Origin of the sequence: Nocardioides sp. TRM66260-LWL (genome assembly GCF_020075545.1) — a bacterium.
Lineage (GTDB): Bacteria > Actinomycetota > Actinomycetes > Propionibacteriales > Nocardioidaceae > Nocardioides.
Genome location: NZ_JAIQZK010000013.1, coordinates 1 through 16,959 on the forward strand (window position 1 = coordinate 1; position 16,959 = coordinate 16,959).

The 16,959-nt window shown below is 71.0% G+C and carries 14 protein-coding genes, 1 pseudogene and 3 riboswitches; of the genes and pseudogenes, 14 read left to right on the forward strand and 1 reads right to left on the reverse strand.

Annotated elements, in window-relative coordinates:
• Nucleotides 1-119: 119 nt before the first annotated feature.
• The 6 genes and pseudogenes from K8Z61_RS18140 to bluB form a co-directional block, all read left to right on the forward strand.
• A pseudogene (locus K8Z61_RS18140) lies at nt 120-383 on the forward strand (putative quinol monooxygenase); the annotation flags it as partial.
• A gap of 1,230 nt (nt 384-1,613) precedes the next feature.
• Nucleotides 1,614-1,798: riboswitch (cobalamin riboswitch) on the forward strand.
• A 55-nt stretch (nt 1,799-1,853) separates the two neighbouring features.
• Nucleotides 1,854-2,699 (forward strand): nitrite reductase, encoded by an 846-nt coding sequence (locus K8Z61_RS18145; RefSeq protein ID WP_224131690.1) that lies wholly within the window; start codon nt 1,854-1,856, stop codon nt 2,697-2,699.
• Nucleotides 2,696-3,361, forward strand: coding sequence for a precorrin-8X methylmutase (locus tag K8Z61_RS18150; protein WP_224131692.1), 666 nt, complete (start codon nt 2,696-2,698; stop codon nt 3,359-3,361). Before K8Z61_RS18145 ends, K8Z61_RS18150 begins: the two co-directional genes overlap by 4 nt.
• Entirely contained in the window at nt 3,358-4,887 is a 1,530-nt protein-coding gene (cobJ, locus tag K8Z61_RS18155) for a precorrin-3B C(17)-methyltransferase (protein ID WP_224131694.1), read from the forward strand. Before K8Z61_RS18150 ends, cobJ begins: the two co-directional genes overlap by 4 nt.
• On the forward strand, nt 4,884-5,657 hold the full coding sequence (gene cobM, locus K8Z61_RS18160) for a precorrin-4 C(11)-methyltransferase (RefSeq protein ID WP_224131696.1): 774 nt from the start codon (nt 4,884-4,886) through the stop codon (nt 5,655-5,657). The genes cobJ and cobM overlap by 4 nt, the downstream gene beginning before the upstream one ends.
• Nucleotides 5,657-6,298 carry a 5,6-dimethylbenzimidazole synthase gene (gene bluB / locus K8Z61_RS18165; protein ID WP_224131698.1) on the forward strand — a complete coding sequence of 214 codons (642 nt, stop codon included), beginning with the start codon at nt 5,657-5,659 and terminating at the stop codon, nt 6,296-6,298. Before cobM ends, bluB begins: the two co-directional genes overlap by 1 nt.
• On the opposite strand, the gene cbiE is transcribed toward bluB, so the two are convergent.
• The gene (cbiE, locus tag K8Z61_RS18170; protein ID WP_224131700.1) at nt 6,273-7,484 is read right to left on the reverse strand and encodes a precorrin-6y C5,15-methyltransferase (decarboxylating) subunit CbiE; all 1,212 of its coding nucleotides are present in this window, start codon (nt 7,482-7,484) and stop codon (nt 6,273-6,275) included. The two genes, bluB and cbiE, sit on opposite strands and share 26 nt — an antisense overlap.
• A gap of 53 nt (nt 7,485-7,537) precedes the next feature.
• Nucleotides 7,538-7,689, forward strand: a riboswitch (cobalamin riboswitch).
• A gap of 27 nt (nt 7,690-7,716) precedes the next feature.
• On the opposite strand from cbiE, the gene K8Z61_RS18175 reads away from it, so the two are divergent.
• From K8Z61_RS18175 to K8Z61_RS18210, 8 genes are all read left to right on the forward strand, one after another.
• On the forward strand, nt 7,717-9,783 hold the full coding sequence (locus K8Z61_RS18175) for a VWA domain-containing protein (RefSeq protein ID WP_224131702.1): 2,067 nt from the start codon (nt 7,717-7,719) through the stop codon (nt 9,781-9,783).
• The gene (cobO, locus tag K8Z61_RS18180; protein ID WP_224131704.1) at nt 9,783-10,397 is read left to right on the forward strand and encodes a cob(I)yrinic acid a,c-diamide adenosyltransferase; all 615 of its coding nucleotides are present in this window, start codon (nt 9,783-9,785) and stop codon (nt 10,395-10,397) included. Before K8Z61_RS18175 ends, cobO begins: the two co-directional genes overlap by 1 nt.
• Nucleotides 10,391-12,823 carry a cobyrinate a,c-diamide synthase gene (locus tag K8Z61_RS18185; protein WP_224131770.1) on the forward strand — a complete coding sequence of 811 codons (2,433 nt, stop codon included), beginning with the start codon at nt 10,391-10,393 and terminating at the stop codon, nt 12,821-12,823. The genes cobO and K8Z61_RS18185 overlap by 7 nt, the downstream gene beginning before the upstream one ends.
• A gap of 8 nt (nt 12,824-12,831) precedes the next feature.
• On the forward strand, nt 12,832-13,872 hold the full coding sequence (cobT, locus tag K8Z61_RS18190) for a nicotinate-nucleotide--dimethylbenzimidazole phosphoribosyltransferase (RefSeq protein ID WP_224131706.1): 1,041 nt from the start codon (nt 12,832-12,834) through the stop codon (nt 13,870-13,872).
• Nucleotides 13,872-14,639 (forward strand): adenosylcobinamide-GDP ribazoletransferase, encoded by a 768-nt coding sequence (locus tag K8Z61_RS18195; protein ID WP_224131709.1) that lies wholly within the window; start codon nt 13,872-13,874, stop codon nt 14,637-14,639. Before cobT ends, K8Z61_RS18195 begins: the two co-directional genes overlap by 1 nt.
• Nucleotides 14,636-15,592: a cobalamin biosynthesis protein gene (locus K8Z61_RS18200; protein ID WP_224131711.1), complete on the forward strand. Its 957-nt coding sequence runs from the start codon at nt 14,636-14,638 to the stop codon at nt 15,590-15,592. Before K8Z61_RS18195 ends, K8Z61_RS18200 begins: the two co-directional genes overlap by 4 nt.
• Nucleotides 15,593-15,601: 9 nt before the next feature.
• Nucleotides 15,602-15,667: riboswitch (cobalamin riboswitch) on the forward strand.
• Nucleotides 15,668-15,724: 57 nt separating this feature from the next.
• Nucleotides 15,725-15,943, forward strand: coding sequence for a CbtB-domain containing protein (locus K8Z61_RS18205; RefSeq protein ID WP_068751247.1), 219 nt, complete (start codon nt 15,725-15,727; stop codon nt 15,941-15,943).
• A gap of 165 nt (nt 15,944-16,108) precedes the next feature.
• Entirely contained in the window at nt 16,109-16,936 is an 828-nt protein-coding gene (locus tag K8Z61_RS18210) for a CbtA family protein (RefSeq protein WP_224131713.1), read from the forward strand.
• Nucleotides 16,937-16,959: the final 23 nt, after the last annotated feature.

The following is a 16,959-nucleotide window of genomic DNA, read 5'->3' on the forward strand; positions in this document are numbered from 1 at the left end:
TCCACACCGGACTCGCGCACCCGGCCGTCCCCAACTTTCCAGGACAGGAATCTCTGCCACATGCTTGACGCGAGACACTGAGACCTCCGTAACCATGGCCGGAAGTCTCGCGCTCGTTCACCGAGTCGACCCGCAGCGGGGAGGGGTGCTTGTGGTTCGACTGGTCGCGCAGCCTGGACGACCCAAACGAATACGTGCTCCTCGAAGCATTCCGCGACGAAGACGCGGGCGCGTCCCATGTCCAATCCGAGCACTTTCAAGCCGCGACGCGTGAGCTCCCGGGATACCTCGCCGAGACCCCGCGGATCGTCAATACACAAGTGCCAGGGATCGAGTGGGCCCAACTAGGCGAACTGGCGGTCGACGAGTCCTCGCCGAGCTAGCCAGCAGCGCGTCACCTCGACGTTTCGTTCCGTCGCCGCCGCTGGGCGACCGCAGTGTAGCCGTCGAGTTCTCCCATTGCGGTCGCGGCGTTTGCCGCTGGCTTCGGCCCCGAGCATCGGTTCCACCGGTCGCAGCGCCCCAGCCGATGCGCCGTCGTCGATCTCGGCGGTCACGGCGTGTGAGGCGGGGCACCGGTCGTGAGCCCGTCGACCTTCGGCGGGCCTGTAGTCAGCGTGAAGACAGGTGCGGCAAGAGCGAGCTGGCGCTAACGATGGTCAGCCAGCGGTGTCTTACGCCAGCGTGGCCGGTCGAGCCCCGAGCCGTGACCGACCGTCGCTCGGCGAGCTGCGCGGCCAGGTCAGGCGCGGCCGAACGCGCCCACCATCAGACACGCAGCGACAGCGAGGTCGCGACGCTGAGCAGCGGTCCCGCTGGCCGCGGTGTCGACACGAGCGTGACCAGAACGGGAGTGTCACGCCGAGCGTGACCAGAACGGGATCCCTTGCGGGACAGCCCTCACTGAACACTCCGAAGCCCGTGGATGACACCGAATCGGGCTGGGCCAGTGCGGCACGGGTCGCGGTCGACGAAGCAGGCTGACGCCCTGGCACGCGAGCAGTTGGGATTCGAACCGTGTCGCGCTTAGGCACCGAAAACCACATCAAGAGTCGCCTTGTCAGGTCACATACCAGCAAGAAGTGCGGGCTCGGTTCACCGTCCTGTGCCGAGTTCGCACAGGTCAGCGCACGAGTGCTCATATGCCAGCAAACGCTCGACCAGATGAGAGCGCTCGCGCCGGATGACCAGAGGTCGCAGGTTCAAATCCTGCCCCCGCTACTGAAAACTGGCCAGTGACCTGCGGAAACGCAGGTCACTGGCCACTGGTCATTTGAACCATTACGGCTTGTGTCGCGCTTTCGTGACCCAGAAACCCCGTTGGTCGCGAAGCGAGGCGCGGCCCGACGGGGCCCGAGTGACGACGCGGTCCATAGCCAGCGAACCGAGGCGTGACCGGAATGGCGCCGATGTCCCGGGCCGTTGGAGGCGCGGCGGACTTAGCCCGCGCGGGATCAGATGTCGTAGTTCTCGTTGGCTCTCGTTGTCTTCCAACCTCTTCCATTGCCTGGTCAGAGCGGTCCCGGCGATGGCCGATCCGCACACTGACAGCCCTGCAGCAAGCGGGGCGGAGGTCTCCGCGGGTTCGCCCTATCGGTCGCGTGAGTGGGAGGCGCTAGTGTGTGGGCGCCAGTCGTACTCCACTCGTGGAGTCAGGGAACCCGGTGAGATTCCGGGACTGACGCGCAGCGGTGAGGGTGACGGGCGAGGCAACACGCCACTGGAGCGATGCTCTGGGAAGGTGCCTCGCACCGGTTGATCCCGAGTCCGAAGACCTGCTGGCACTGGTGACAACCGTCGCCAGGTCGTACGTGGACTCCGCGACAGGGTCCCTGACCAGATAGGTCCTGGCAGTGTCAGCCTCCCGCACTCGCGCCGACCGGTGTCCTGGCGCCCTCCGGCCGTGGCGGGCTGCGGACGGCCTTCTCGTACGGCTTCGGCTGATCGGGGGCAGGGTTCCCGCGAGAGCGCTGAGGTCGCTCGTCGAGGTCGCTGAGGAGTACGGCGACGGACGCGTGCACACGACGTCGCGGGCGAATCTTCAGGTGCGCGCCTTCCCCGGCTTCGAAGGCCGGTTGTCATCCGAGGCGCTCGCCGCCCTCGAGCGAACGGGCCTCCTGCCGAGGAGGACCCATGAACTGGTCCGCAATGTGATGGTGTCGCCGCAAACCGGTTTGGCCGGGGGTCGCGCCGACCTCCGAGCGGTTGCACGTGAGCTGGACGACCGGTTGTGCGCTGACCCGGATCTCGCGGCCCTGTCGGGCCGGTTCCTGTTCGTGCTCGACGACGGACGCGGCGATCTACTGGCTCGCAGCTGCGACCTGGGGCTGGTCGCGCTGGACTCGACCTGGGCTCAGCTACGGATCGGGACCGGGTGGGGGGCGACCGTGGAGCTCGCGGAGGCGGCAGGGCGGATCGCGGAGCTGGCGCATGAGTTCGTCGTACGCCGAGGGCGCGGGCCGGGAGCGGCCTGGCACGTGTCGGAGCTGGCCGAGGCCCTCGCCGTACAGAGAGCGTCCGATCCAGGCCTCCCTGACCCGGCGGAACCGTTGCCATTCGGGGCAGTGCCCGGTGGGCGTCATGTCGAGGTTTCCGAGACCGGTCTCGACCAACAGGTCATCGAAGACCTGACCGCAGCAGTTGATCACGTGATTGTCACACCGTGGCGTGGCGTGCTCATTCCCGAGGAGAGCAGATGACCAACCTGCGCAGGCCAACGCGCCACTACGAGTACGTCGACTCCGGACCCGCCATCTATGTCGACTCCTTCGCCACCATCCGGCGAGAGGCCGACCTGCGGGCCGTGCCGGCCGATGCCGAGAAGCTCGCCGTCCGCATGATCCACGGCAGCGGGCAGGTCGACCTCGCTGATGACTTGATCGTGCATCCGCAGATGGTGTCGACTGCCCGGGCCGCGCTGGAGTCGGGCGCGCCGATCCTGTGCGATGCGACCATGGTCGCGACCGGCGTCACCCGGAGCCGACTGCCGAAGGACAACGACGTCGTCTGCCTGCTCAACGACCCGCGGGTGCCCGGGCTGGCCCGCGAGTGGCGTACCACCCGTACCGCCGCCGCCGTCTCACTGTGGGGGCCGCGACTAGACGGTGCCGTTGTCGCCATCGGCAACGCTCCGACTGCACTGTTCCACCTACTGGAGATGATTCTCGACGGGGGCCCACGACCCGCGGCGATCGTGGGCTGCCCGGTCGGCTTCATCGGTGCTGCCGAGTCCAAGCAGGCTCTCGTGGACCTCCACGCCGAGCACGGCATCGACATCCCCTACGCGACCGTCCGCGGCCGTCGCGGTGGATCGGCGATGACCTCGTCAGCACTCAACGCTCTCGCGCAGGAGGCAGAATGACCGGCCGTTTCACGGTTGTCGGCATCGGCCCCGGCGACCCGGAGCTCATGACGCTGAGAGCCGCTCGGATCATCGGCGCGTCCGACGTCGTCGCGTACCACGCTGGCGTGAAGAAGAAGTCCCACGCACGCCGCATCGCCGACGGCGTCATTCCGGCCGACGCCATCGAGGAGGAGCTGCGCTACCCGGTCACCACCGGCACCACGAACCACCCCGGTGGGTATGTCGGGGCGATGGCCGACTTCTACGAGTCCTGCGCGGTGCGGCTCTCGGATCACCTCGACGCCGGTCGCGACGTGGTTCTGCTCTCGGAGGGCGATCCCCTCTTCTACGGCTCGTCGATGTACCTCCACGACCGGTTCAAGGAGATCTACCCGACCGAGGTGGTGCCGGGCGTGCCCGCCTTCGCGGCGGCGACAGCGGCGATCTCTGGTAGCTCTGGCCCGCTGGTTCGACAGACAGACGTCCTGACCGTCCTCCCTGGAACCCTGCCCGAGCCGGAGCTTGCGAGACGGCTGGCGGACACGGAAGCCGCCGTCATCATGAAGCTCGGCCGGACGTTTCCGGCCGTGCGCTCAGCGCTGGCGCAGGCCGGGCGGCTCGAGGGCGCTTGGTACGTCGAGCGGGCGTCGCAGTCCGAGGAGCGGTGGCTGCCCGTCGCCGAGGTCGACCCGGACTCCGTGCCCTACTTCTCCCTGATCGTCGTCCCCGGCGACACGGCCAACCGGCCGACCGCTGACCGGCTGCGCGCTCGCGACGCGGAGCCCAGTGGATCCGCCGCGACACACGACGGGCGGACCGCTGAACTCCTGGTCGTCGGCCTCGGTCCCGGCCCCGACCACTGGCTCACGCCAGAAGCCTCGGCGGCGTTGGGCGAGGTCGACCACGTGGTCGGCTACGCCCCGTACGTGGCTCGCGTCCCGCCGCGTGCCGGACTGACCCGCCACGCGTCGGGCAACACCGTCGAGGTCGACCGGGCTCGTGTCGCGCTCGACCTGGCCAAAGCGGGGGAGAGGGTCGCGGTCGTCTCAGGCGGCGACGCTGGCGTCTTCGGGATGGCAGCAGCCGTCTTCGAGGCGGCCGAGGACCCGGCGTACGCGGGCGTGCCGATCCGGGTGCTGCCAGGGGTCAGCGCCGTGCAGGCGGTGGCCGCCCGTGCCGGTGCGCCCATAGGGGCAGACTTCGCCGTCGTCTCGCTCTCCGACAGGCTCAAGCCGTGGGAGGTCGTGGAACGGCGCCTCCGCGCCATCGCCGACGCCGACCTAGTGCTAGCGATCTACAACCCGGCCTCCCGCTCCCGGACCGAGCAGATAGCCACCGCCCACCGTGTCCTGCTGGAACACCGCAAGCCAGAGACCGTCGTCATCGTCGGGCGCGACATCGGGCGCGACGAGGAGTCGCTGACCGTCACGACGCTGGCCGACCTGGACCCGGAGACGATCGACATGAAGTGCCTGCTGATCGTGGGTGCCGAGAGCACGCGGGTGAGCCGCGCCGGCGTGTGGACGCCGAGGTACGTGCGGTGAGTGCTGCCGTCCACTTCGTCGGCGCCGGACCGGGCGCGGCCGACCTGCTGACCGTGCGCGCGACGCACCTGCTGGCGCAGGCGGACCTGGTGCTCTATCCCGGCACCTACCTCGATCCCGACGTGCTCGCCCACGTCGGCCCGAGCGCAGAGCTCGTCGACACCCAAGACCTCGACCTCGACACGATGGTCGCGCGGATGGTCGGCGCAGCTGGCGCGGGGCAGACGGTGGTGCGATTGACGTCCGGCGACCCGTCTCTCTATTCCGCGCTGCACGAGCAGACCCGCCGGCTCGATGCTGCCGGGGTTGCCTGGTCGGTGACGCCCGGGGTGCCCGCCTACGCTGCCGCTGCTGCGCTGGTCGGGAGCGAGCTGACGGTGCCGCTGGTGGCGCAGTCGGTGGTGCTGACCCGCACCCAGGCCCGCTCTACCGCGATGCCGGAGTCCGAGTCGCTGGCGGCGTTCGCTGCAACCCGCTCGACGCTCGTGCTGCATCTGGCGATCACGCGAGTGCGGGCGCTGATGGCCGAGGTCGAACCGGAGTACGGCGAGGACTGCCCGGTGGCCGTCGTCTACCGCGCCAGCCAGCCCGGGGAGCAGGTGCTGCGTGGCACGGTGGCGACCATCTCGGAGGTGGTGGAGGCGGCAGGGCTGCGCCAGGCGGCCGTGATCCTGGTCGGCTGGGCGCTGGCCCGCGAGGGCGGCGAGTCCTATCTCTACGACGCGGCCCGCGACCGGAGCTCGAAGCGACGCGGCGATCGGGGGCTCTGATGGAGCTCTACGACGTCATCAACCGTCGTCGTGACACTCGCCGAGAATTCACAGGTGAGCCGTTGGCCGCCGAGGTGCTGGAGCGGCTGCTGTCGGCGGCTCACTGTGCACCGAGTGTCGGGATGAGCCAACCGTGGGACTTCGTGCTGGTCCGCTCGCCGGACGCGCTCAGCGCTTTCGCCGACCACGTCGCGCTCGAGCGGGACGCATTCGCGGCGACGCTCAGCGGTGAGCGCGCCGAGACGTTCTCGCGGATCAAGGTCGAAGGGATCCGCGAGTCGCGGCTCGGGATCGTGGTCGGCTACGACCCGACCCGCGGCGGGCCGAGGGTGCTCGGGCGGCATGCCATCGCCGACGCCGGGCTCTACTCGGTGGTCTGCGCCATCCAGAACCTCTGGCTCGCCGCGACCGCCGAGGGCCTCGGGGTGGGGTGGGTCAGTTTCTACCGCGAGGAGTTCCTGCGCGACCTCGTCGGCATGCCGGAGCACGTACGGCCGGTGGCGTGGCTCTGCGTCGGCGCCGTCTCGGAGCTACCGGACGTGCCTGACCTGGAGCGCTACGGCTGGCGGCACCGCTCGCCGTTGGCGAGCGTCCTGCATGAGGAGAGGTACGGCGTCAGCGCGTCAATGCCCACTGCGTGACGGTACGGGCCGGGGTCCACCCGGTGAAGGCGCCGACCGGTGCACTGGTCTCGACCGAGACTCGGGTCAGCTCGCCGCCGTGCTCCCGGTAGAGCCGACCGAGCAGCATCTCGGTCTCGAGCGTCACGCCGTGCACGACCAGCCGGCCGGCCCGTCGCAGCGCCGTCAGGCAGGCGTCGATCACCCCGTCGCGGGTGGCGCCGCCGCCGACGAAGATGGCGTCCGGCGGGCGGAGCCCGGCGAGCGCGCCGGGGGCCCGTCCGTGCACGACCTCAAGCCCCGGCACACCGAGACTCGTGGCGTTGCGGCTGATCCGCGCAGCACGGTCGGCGTCCGCCTCGACCGCCGTCGTCGTGCAGGACGGGTGGGCGCGCATCCACTCGATCCCGACCGAGCCGGCTCCGGCGCCGACATCCCACAGGTGCTCGCCCGGGGTCGGGGAGAGCCGGGCGAGAGCGCTGGCGCGCAGGTCGCGCTTGGTCAGCTGGCCGTCGTGCTCGAAGGCGTCGTCGGGCAGACCGGCGACCCAGCCGCCGAGGCTCGGGCCGACGCAGTCAATCGCGACGACGTTGAGCCGAGGGAGGTCGAGCTCCTTGCCGGTGAGGATGACGGCCTTGTCGAACAGGAAAGAGCTCTGCTCGCGTCCGCCCAGGTCGCCGAGGACGGTGAGCTCACTGTCGCCGTACCCCTCCGCGACCAGCAGCGCCGCCACATCCCTCGGCGTGTGTTCATCGGACGAGAGCACCAGGATCCGACGGCCAGGGGCGAGCTCGCGGCGCACCAGCGCGACGTCGCGACCCACCACGCTCACGACCGCATGGCTCTCCGCCGACCAGCGCATCGCCGCCCGTGCGAGGGCGACTGAGGAGATCCCCGGGACGACAGTCACCTCGTCAGGCCCGAGCAGGTCCATGAAGGTCGTGGCGATCCCCGACACCAGCGGGTCGCCGGACGCCAGGGCGACGACATGCCCGCCCGCCGCCTCGTCCGCCAGGGACGCGAGCAGCGCCGGCAACCGGTCACGCAGCGGAGAGGGCCAGGGCTCGCGGCGCTGCCCCGGCACGTCGGGCAGGAGGTCGAGGTGCCGGCGCCCACCGAGCACCACGCGGGCTCGCTCGACCCAGGCCCGGCCGACCTCCGACATGCCGTCCCAGCCGTCGGCGCCAATACCCACCACAGTGATCACGCGGGCAGACGCTATCGTGAGCCCCGCAAGGCGAGAGGTGCCCCAACGGCCCATCCATCGGAAACGGTGGGGACGGCAAACGGGGAGAATCTGGGAAGCCGGTGAGATTCCGGCACAGGCCCGCTGCGGTGAACCGAGCCTCCACTCACGAGTTGAGCGGAGGACTCGGCAAGTCCGAAGACCGGCCTCCCGCCCGACCAGTCACTGCTGGCGAACAGAGCGGGAGCCTCACATGCCACAGCACTACCCATTTTCAGCCGTCCTTGGTTGCGAGACCGACGCCCTGGACGACATGGGCCTCGCGCTCGTCCTCACGACGATCTCGCCGGAGATCGGTGGCGTGCTCGTGCGGGGCGAGAAGGGCACCGCGAAGTCGACAACGGTGCGGGCGCTGGCCGCCGTGCTGCCGCCCATCGAGGTGTATGCGGCCGACAGGTTCTCGGTGGACCCGGCCGACCCGGCTGCCACGTCGCCCGACGGTCCGTTCGGCACGGGCGCGGACACCGCCGTCCGCTCGGTGCGGCTCGTCGAACTACCGGTTGGCGCGACCGAGGACCGAGTCCTCGGCTCCCTCCACCTCGAGCGGGCGCTGTCACACGGCAAGGTGGAGTACGAGCCCGGGCTGCTCGCGAGAGCCCACCGCGGCATCCTCTACGTCGACGAGGTCAACCTGCTGCACGACCACTTGGTCGACCTGCTCCTCGATGCCGCGGCAATGGGTCAGGTGACCGTCGAGCGCGACGGCGTCTCGGTCGAGCACGCGGCCCGGTTCGTGCTGATCGGCACGATGAACCCCGAGGAGGGGGAGCTGCGCCCGCAGCTGCTCGACCGCTTCGGGCTCACCGTCGAGGTCGCCGCGCCGCGGGAGCCTGCGCTGCGCGCCGAGGTCGTGCGCCGGCGGATGGCCTACGACGCCGATCCGGTCGCGTTCGCCGCGCGCTACCGCGACGCCGACCGCGCCCTAACCGAGCGCGTTGAGTCCGCCCGCGAGCGTCTCGCCAAGGTACGGCTCACCGAGTCTGCGCTCATGAAGATCGCCGAAGTCTGTGCCACGTTCGAGGTCGACGGGCTTCGCGCCGACATCGTCACCGCCCGCACCGCGGTCGCCCACGCCGCCTGGGAGGGCCGCGATGAGGTCACCCGCGCCGACATCCGACGCGCCGCACTGCTGGCGCTGCCGCACCGGCGCCGCCGCAACCCCTTCGATGCTCCCGGTCTCGACGAGGACCTGCTCGACCAGGTCCTGGGCGACGACGAGCTACCGCCCGAGCCGCCGGAGGGTCCGGCCCCCGATGAGCCGCAGGGCCCACCCGAGGACGACACACCAGATCAGGCGCAGGCTGACGGACCGCGGGACGAGGCCGGTGAGGGCGACAGTGATCAGGCATCGACCGACGACACTCTGGCGGAGACTCCGGCCGAGTCTGACGGCGAGCAGCCGATGACGCCTCCCGCAGGCACCGAGGCCGGTTCGACGGTTCGTGCCACCGCGCCGTACCGACCGCGACTGCTGAAGGTGCAGGGGCTCGGCGAGGGCGCGGCCGGACGACGCAGCCGAGCCCTCGCGAGCACCGGTCGCCGCGTCGGCGCCCGGCTGCCGGACGGACCCACCGGCTCGCTCCACCTGGTGGAGACCCTGCTGGCGGCCGCTGGCAAGCAGTCCTCGCGCGGCCGCACGACCGGACGCGTGGAGCTGCGCAACGAGGACCTCCGGGTCGCCGTGCGGGAGGGTCGGGAGGCCAATCTTGTGCTCTTCTGCGTTGACGCCTCCGGCTCTATGGCCGCGCGTAAGCGGATGTCCCAGGTGAAGACCGCGATCCTCTCGCTGCTGCTCGACGCCTACCGCCGCCGTGACAAGGTCGGCCTGGTCACCTTCCGAGGCGCCGAGGCGACGGTCGCGCTGCCGCCCACACGCTCCGTCGACATCGCTGCAGCGCGGCTCGACGAAGTTCCGGCAGGGGGACGTACGCCGCTGGCCGAAGGGCTGCTCGAAGCCGCTCGCGTGCTGACCCGCGAGCGAATGCGCGATCCACGGCTGCGACCACTCCTGGTCCTGGTCACGGACGGTCGCGCGACGGGCGGAAAGGACGCTGTCGCGCGGTCACAGCAGGCTGCGGAGTACGTCGCCGGGCTCGGCGTGACGACGGTCGTCATCGATGGCGAGAGCGGCCCCCTGCGTCTTGGCCTCGCACTGCGACTCGCCGAGCTGCTGCGTGCCGAACACCTCCCCGTGGCCGAGGTCAGTGCTGAGGCGCTGGCCGGCACGGTCCGATCCCGCACGCAGAAGGGAGCGGCCTGATGCCCCAGGGCAAGCCCGCCGTCGTCCCCGACGACGGCCTGACGACGAAGCAGCGTCGCAACCGACCTCTGCTCGTGGTGCACACCGGCGACGGCAAGGGGAAGTCCACCGCCGCCTTCGGGCTCGCGCTCCGCGGGTGGAACCAGGGCTGGAAGATCGGTGTCTTCCAGTTCGTGAAGTCGGCCAAATGGCGCATCGGCGAGCAGACCGTTCTGGAGCGACTGGGCCGGCTGCACGAGGAGACGGGCGAGGGCGGCCCGGTCGAGTGGCACAAGATGGGTTCCGGCTGGTCGTGGACCCGAAAGCAGGGTGACGCCGAAGACCACGAGACCGCGGCTCTGCAGGGATGGCAGGAGATCAAGCGCCGCCTGGCCGACGAGAGCCACGACCTGCTGATCCTCGACGAGTTCACCTACCCGATGAAGTGGGGCTGGGTGGACGTCCAGGACGTTGTAGAGACGCTGACCAACCGCCCGGGCTTCCAGCACGTGATCATCACGGGCCGCAATGCCGATCCCCGACTCGTCGAGGCTGCCGACCTAGTCACGGAGATGAGCAAGGTCAAGCATCCGATGGACGTCGGCCAGAAGGGCCAGAGGGGCATCGAGTGGTAGCCCTGCCCCGGCTCGTCGTTGCAGCACCGTCGACCGGACAGGGGAAGACCACGATCGCCACCGGCCTGATGGCGGCACTGCGGATCGCCGGCCACGAGGTGAGCGGCCACAAGGTCGGTCCGGACTACATCGACCCCGGCTACCACGCCTTGGCGACCGGCCGCCCCGGCCGCAACCTCGACCCGCACCTCGTGGGCGAGGAGCGGCTCGTCCCGATGTTGCTGCACGGTGCGTCCGGCGCGGACATCGCGGTGATCGAGGGCGTCATGGGCCTGTACGACGGACGACTGGGCACCGACGGATTCGCCTCCACCGCGCACGTCGCCACCCTCACCCGGACGCCAGTCGTGCTCGTGATCGACGTCGCCAAGCTGTCCCGCTCCGCGGGGGCGATCGCCCTCGGCATGGCGACGTTCGACGCCGGAGTCCGGGTGGCCGGTGTCGTCCTCAACCAGGCGGGATCGGACCGCAACACCGCCGAGATCATCGGCTCGCTCGAGCAAACGGGCCTGCCGGTCCTTGGCGTGATGCCGCGCGACGTCCGGCTCTCCACACCCTCACGCCACCTGGGGCTCGTCCCCGCCGCCGAACGGGACGGTTCCATCCGGATGATCGAACAGCTCGGGGAGCAGGTGGCCCGCCACCTGGACCTCGACGCGATCCTCGAGGTCGCCCGCTCGGCGCCGCATCTGGACGCCGAGTCGTGGAGCCCCGCACGAGAGGTGATGTCGGTCGGCGCCAGCGACCACCGGCCAGTCGTCGCGATGGCCGGCGGGCGCGCCTTCACGTTCCGCTACGCGGAGACCGAAGAGCTCCTGACCGCTGCCGGCTGCGAGGTCGTCACCTTCGATCCGCTCGTCGATCCGGCCCTTCCGGCTGGCACGCAGGGCATCTACCTCGGCGGCGGGTTCCCCGAGGTGTACGCCGCCGAGCTCGCCGCCAACCGTGGTCTGCTGGACGATCTGCGTAGCGCCGTGGCAGCCGGGATCCCGACGGTCGCCGAGTGCGCCGGGTTGCTCTACCTGGCCGAGTCGCTCGACGGCGCACCCATGGCGGGCATCCTCCCGGCCACGGCTGCGATGGCAGGGCGGCTCGTGCTGCGTTACCCGGCTGCGGTCGCCGCGACCGACTCGCTCCTCACCAAGGCAGGGGAGGAGGTCACCGGCCATGAGTTCCACCGCACCCGTACCTCCCCGGCGGCCGGCGAGAGCGCGGCCTGGGCGATCGACGACGAACCAGTCGGCTATGCCAGCGGGAACCTCCACGCGTCGTACCTCCACGTCCATTGGGCCGGCCACCCTCAGCTCGCCCAGCGGTTCGCCGACGCCGTCTACGCCGCGCCGATGCACGTGGTCTCGCCCGCTCCGCCTGCGGTGCCCGTCACGCGACCCCGTGACCGTGTGGCCGACCCTTTGCGCCATCACGGCGACGTCGAGACGGGGGAGGGGCTCTTGGACTTCGCCGTCAACGTCTACGACGGCGGCCGGCCGGCCTGGTTGGAGCGCGCCCTGCGCGAGAGCCTCACCGCGGCGGCGGCGTACCCCGACGCCGAGCCGGCCCGCGCCGCGATCGCCCAGCGGCACGGCCGAGAGCTCGAGGAGGTCCTTCCGACCGCCGGCGCCGCGGAGGCGTTCACGTTGATCGCCCAGCTGCGCCCATGGCGGCGCCCCGTCGTCGTACACCCCCAGTTCACCGAGCCGCATGCGGCGCTGGAGCAGGCCGGACACACCGTGACGACGGTCCTGTGCCGACCGGAGAATGGCTTCGCGCTCGACCCCGACGCGATCCCTGATGACGCCGACCTCGTCGTCATCGGCAATCCCACCAATCCGACCGGTGTCCTCCACCCCGCAGACCTGCTCCGCGGTCTGCGCCGGAGAGGTCGACTCGTCGTGGTCGACGAGGCGTTCATGGACGCGGTGCCCGGCGAGACCGGCTCCCTGGCCCGCGAGCGACTCAAGGGCCTGGTGGTCGTCCGGAGTCTCACCAAGCACTGGTCCATCCCGGGCATCCGAGCCGGCTACATCGTCGGCGATCGCACGCAGGTCCGTTGGTTGGCCGACCGGCAAACGCCTTGGTCCGTCTCGGCACCGGCCATCGCGGCAACGATCGCGTGCACCAGCCGGACAGCGACCCCCGAGGCCCGCGACCGCGCGGCCACGCTGGCGCGCTGGCGCGACTTCCTCGAAGGCGGTCTTCGCGGACGCGGGATCGACTACGCGCCATCGGCGGCGCCCTTCGTCCTGGCGCGGCTGGGACGGGGCGCTCATGCGGCACTGAGGGAGCGCGGCGTCGCCGTACGCCGGGCCGACACGTTCCCGGGGCTCGACTCCACTTGGGTCCGCATCGCCGTGCGTCCAACGGGGATGACGAACCAGTTCTTCACCGCGCTCGACGCGGTCCGCCTTCTCCAGCCCACCTCGTGAGGTCCGCCATGCCCTACGTCTCCGCCCCGTCCGACATCGCCCGCGATCATGCGGCCAAGCGCTTGGCCGCGCTGGCCACCCCGCCCGGTGCCCTCGGCCGCCTCGGCGAGCTGGGCATCTGGCTCGCGTCCTGCCAGGGCCATGTACCTCCGAAACCGGTGAATGACGTCCGGCTGGTCATCTTTGCCGGCGACCATGGCGTCGCCTCGCACGGTGTCTCCGCGTTCCCGCCCGCGATCACCGGTGCGATGGTCCGCACCTTCCTAGCCGGCAAGGCGGCTGTGAATGCCTTGGCAGCCACCCACGGCGTCGCGGTCCGCGTGCTAGACCTCGGTGTCGACGACGACTTCGCCGATCTCGACGAGGCGACTCGCGCGGCGCTGACCGTCCACAAAGTCCGTCGGTCCAGCGGCGCCATTCATCTCGAGGACGCGCTCACGCCGGAGCAGACCCGGCAGGCCCTCGACGCAGGGGCGGCGATCGCGCGCGAGGAGATCCGGGCCGGTGCTCAGCTGCTCCTCGGCGGAGACATGGGCATCGGCAACACCACCCCCGCCGCGGCCCTGGTCGCCGCCGGCCTCGGGCTTCCCGCAGCCGAGGTGGTCGGGCGCGGCACGGGGATCGACGATGTCGCGCTTGCGCACAAGACCGAGGTGATCGACATCGCCCTCCGGCGTGCCGGCACCCGGGCCGGCGACCCGGTCGAGACACTGACAGCCTTGGGAAGCGCAGACCTGGCCGCCACCACCGGCTACCTCCTTGCCGCAGCCCAGGACGGCGTACCGGTGCTGCTCGACGGACTCATGAGCGTGGCCTGTGCCCTCACCGCCGACCGGATCGAGCCCGGCGCCGCCGCCTGGTACGCCGCCGGGCACCGCTCCACCGAGCCTGCCCAGTCCCTCGCGCTCGCCAAGATGGGCCGAGAACCGCTGCTCGACCTCGGCATGCGGCTGGGGGAGGGGTCAGGTGCTGTCGCGGCCGTTCCGGTGGTCCGCAGCGCCTCCGCCGTGCTCCGCGAGGTGGCGTTGCTGTCCGAGCTACGGGCGTGATGCTGCTCGACGCGTGGCGGCTGGCCCTCGGCACACTCACCGCTATCCCCGTCGCCCCACCGGCCCTCGTCGACCGACGCCGGGCCGGCATGGCCATGGTGCTCGCACCGCTGGCAGTCCTGCCGCTCGCGGTGGCGGTGACTCTGGTGGCCCTGGCCGGGCATGGCCTCGACCTGCCGATCCCCGTGGCGGCTCTGCTGGCGCTGGGCGCAACCATCCTCGGCAACCGCGCCTTCCACCTCGACGGGCTCTCCGACACCGTCGACGGCATGGCGGCCTCCTACGACCGCGAGCGGTCATTGGCGGTGATGAAGAGCGGCACGTCGGGTCCGGCCGGCGTCGTGGCGGTGGTCCTGGTCCTCGGCCTGCAGGCCACAGGCCTGGTCGCAGTATTGGCCTCACCGCACCCTGTGCGCGCCGCCGTCCTCGCCGGCTGCGCGCTCTGCGTCTCCCGCGCCGCGCTCGCCACCTGCTGCGCCCGGGACGTGCCGTCCGCACGACCCGGGGGACTCGGCGACACCTACACCGGCACCGTGGCCCGGCCGGTCGTCGTGCTCATGTGGCTGACGTGCGCCGCCGTTCTCTCGCTCGCCGGCGCTTGGTCCGGACTCGCCTGGTGGCGCGGAGCGCTGGCCAGCGCGATGGCACTCGCCGTGGTCGCCGTCGTCGTCGCGCGAGCGGTGCGGCGGCTCGGCGGCGTCACCGGCGACGTCTTCGGCGCCGCGATCGAGCTGGCGCTCGCCGCCCTGCTGGTGGCCCTCTCGTGAGCGCCCGAGCCGTCGGTCTTCTGCTCGGGTTCGCCGCGGACCGCGTGCTCGGAGACCCGCAGCATCTCCATCCCGTTGCCGGCTTCGGCAACGCGGCCGCGGCGCTGGAGCGTCGGCTGTACGCCGACTCGCGGCCGCGGGGTGCGGCACACACGGCGGCACTCGTCGGGGCGGCGATCGTGGTGGGAGTCGTAGCGGAGCGGGCAGCGCGGAACCCCGTCGCCCAGGCGGTGGCCACCGCCGTGGTGGCCTGGACGGTGCTCGGTGGGCGCTCGCTGGAGCGCGAGGCACTCGCGGTCGACGCGCTCCTGAGAGCAGGCGACCTCCCGGCCGCCCGTGAACGCCTCACCCATCTGGTGGGCCGCGACACCTCGGCGCTGGAGGAGTCGGAGGTTGCGCGCGCGGTCGTGGAGTCCGTCGCGGAGAACACCTCGGACGCCGTCGTTGCACCGCTGCTGTGGGGAGCCGTGGCCGGGATGCCCGGGCTGCTCGGCTACCGGGCGGCCAACACCCTCGACGCGATGGTCGGCCACCACAACGACCGCTATGAGCGGTTCGGCTGGGCCGCCGCCCGCTTCGACGATCTGGTGAACCTGCCCGGCTCGCGGATCGCCGGTGCCGCCACGCTCCTTGCCTCGCCAGGAACGGCGCGGTCCGCCGCCAAGGCATGGCGCCGTGACGCCGCCGCCCATCCCAGCCCCAACGCCGGAGTCGTCGAGGCCACTTTCGCCGGCGCTCTCGGCATCCGGCTGGGCGGCACGAACCGCTACTACGGCAGCCGGCTCGAGCACCGTTCCGTCATGGGCGACGGGCGCGCCGTACGACCCGAGGACATCGGTCGGGCCGCCCGACTCGCACGCAGGGTTGGCATCATCGGTGCGGTCGTGTCGGCATCCGGCGCGTTGCTCGTGGCTCGGCGCACAGCGGGCCGGCGTGCGATAGCATCCGGCTAACGGGCACGAGGAAGCCGGTGAGAATCCGGCACAGTCGCGCTACTGTGACATCGCCTCCGGGCGGTGGAGTCAGACCCGAGTGTCCGTATCCATCCCATCGAACAGGGACGCACGTATCCCTGAGGAGGACACATGTCGCAGGTCTCTGCGGTGCCGGTCGCCGGCGCACCTTCCGTTCCCACCATCCCGTTCGGCCAGCTGGCGCCATGGGCGCTGTTCTTCGGTCTCCTCGGGACGCTGGTGCTCTTCTTCGTCAGCACCGACCAGGGTGCCGTCTCCCTCTTGGCCGGCACGGCCATCCACGAGTGGGTCCACGACGGACGCCACCTCCTCGGCTACCCCTGCCACTGAGCCTGATTCCGGCCCGGATCCAGGCCTGAGCCCGGGATCCCGGCCGAGCTCTGAGCGCTCTTCGGCGCGATAGCGACCCCGAACAAGCGCGGCGGGGCTGTTGACGACACTTCTCGCGCGCGGCGCCGACGTCGGCGCCGCGCTGCTTCCTGAACGGAAACCAGCATGACCGCACGTGCATTTCTCATCCGTGGTCTGATCGCCGGCCTGGTTGCCGGCATCGCCACCTTCTTCGTCGCGTACTCGGTGGGGGAGCCCCACGTCGAGACTGCCATCGCCCTCGAGGAGTCAGGCACCGCCGCCGAGGAGGCGCCGACCGACGCGTCCCACGACCATGGCGACGAGGCCGCCGGAGGCCACAGCCACACGCACAGCCACTCTCACGGTGACGAGGGCGAGGATACCGAAGTCTCCCGGGACAGCCAGCGGACCTGGGGCCTGCTCACCGGCAGCCTCGCCGTCGGACTCGTGCTCGGCGGCATCGTCGCCCTCGTCGCGGCCGGCACCATCGGCCGCATGGGCCGGCTCCAGCCCGGCCAGTCCACCGCCCTGATCACTCTGCTCGGCTTCGTCGCCTTCGCCCTGGTGCCGTTCCTGAAGTATCCGGCGAACCCGCCGGCGGTCGGAAGTGGTGACACCATCGGCGACAGGACGGCGCTCTACTTCGGCTTCGTGGTCGTCTCGGTCCTGACGGCCGTCGCCGCGACGTACGTCGCGCTGAGGCTGCGCAACCGCCTCGGCACCTACGGTGGCGTCGTCGCCGGTGCAGCCGGCTACCTGGCCGTCATGGTCGTCGCCGGCCAGCTCTTCGCCACCGTCAACGAGGTCGGCGACTTCCCGGCCGACACGCTCTGGTTCTTCCGCCGGGCGTCACTGTTCACGCTGGCCACGATGTGGGGCGTGATCGGCGTGGTGCTCACCGGACTGGTCGGTCGGCTCTACGCCGCGCAGACGGAGCGGGCGCAGCGGCGCGCGCTAGCCGCGAGCCTCTGACGGCCCGCCCCGCGAACCAACCT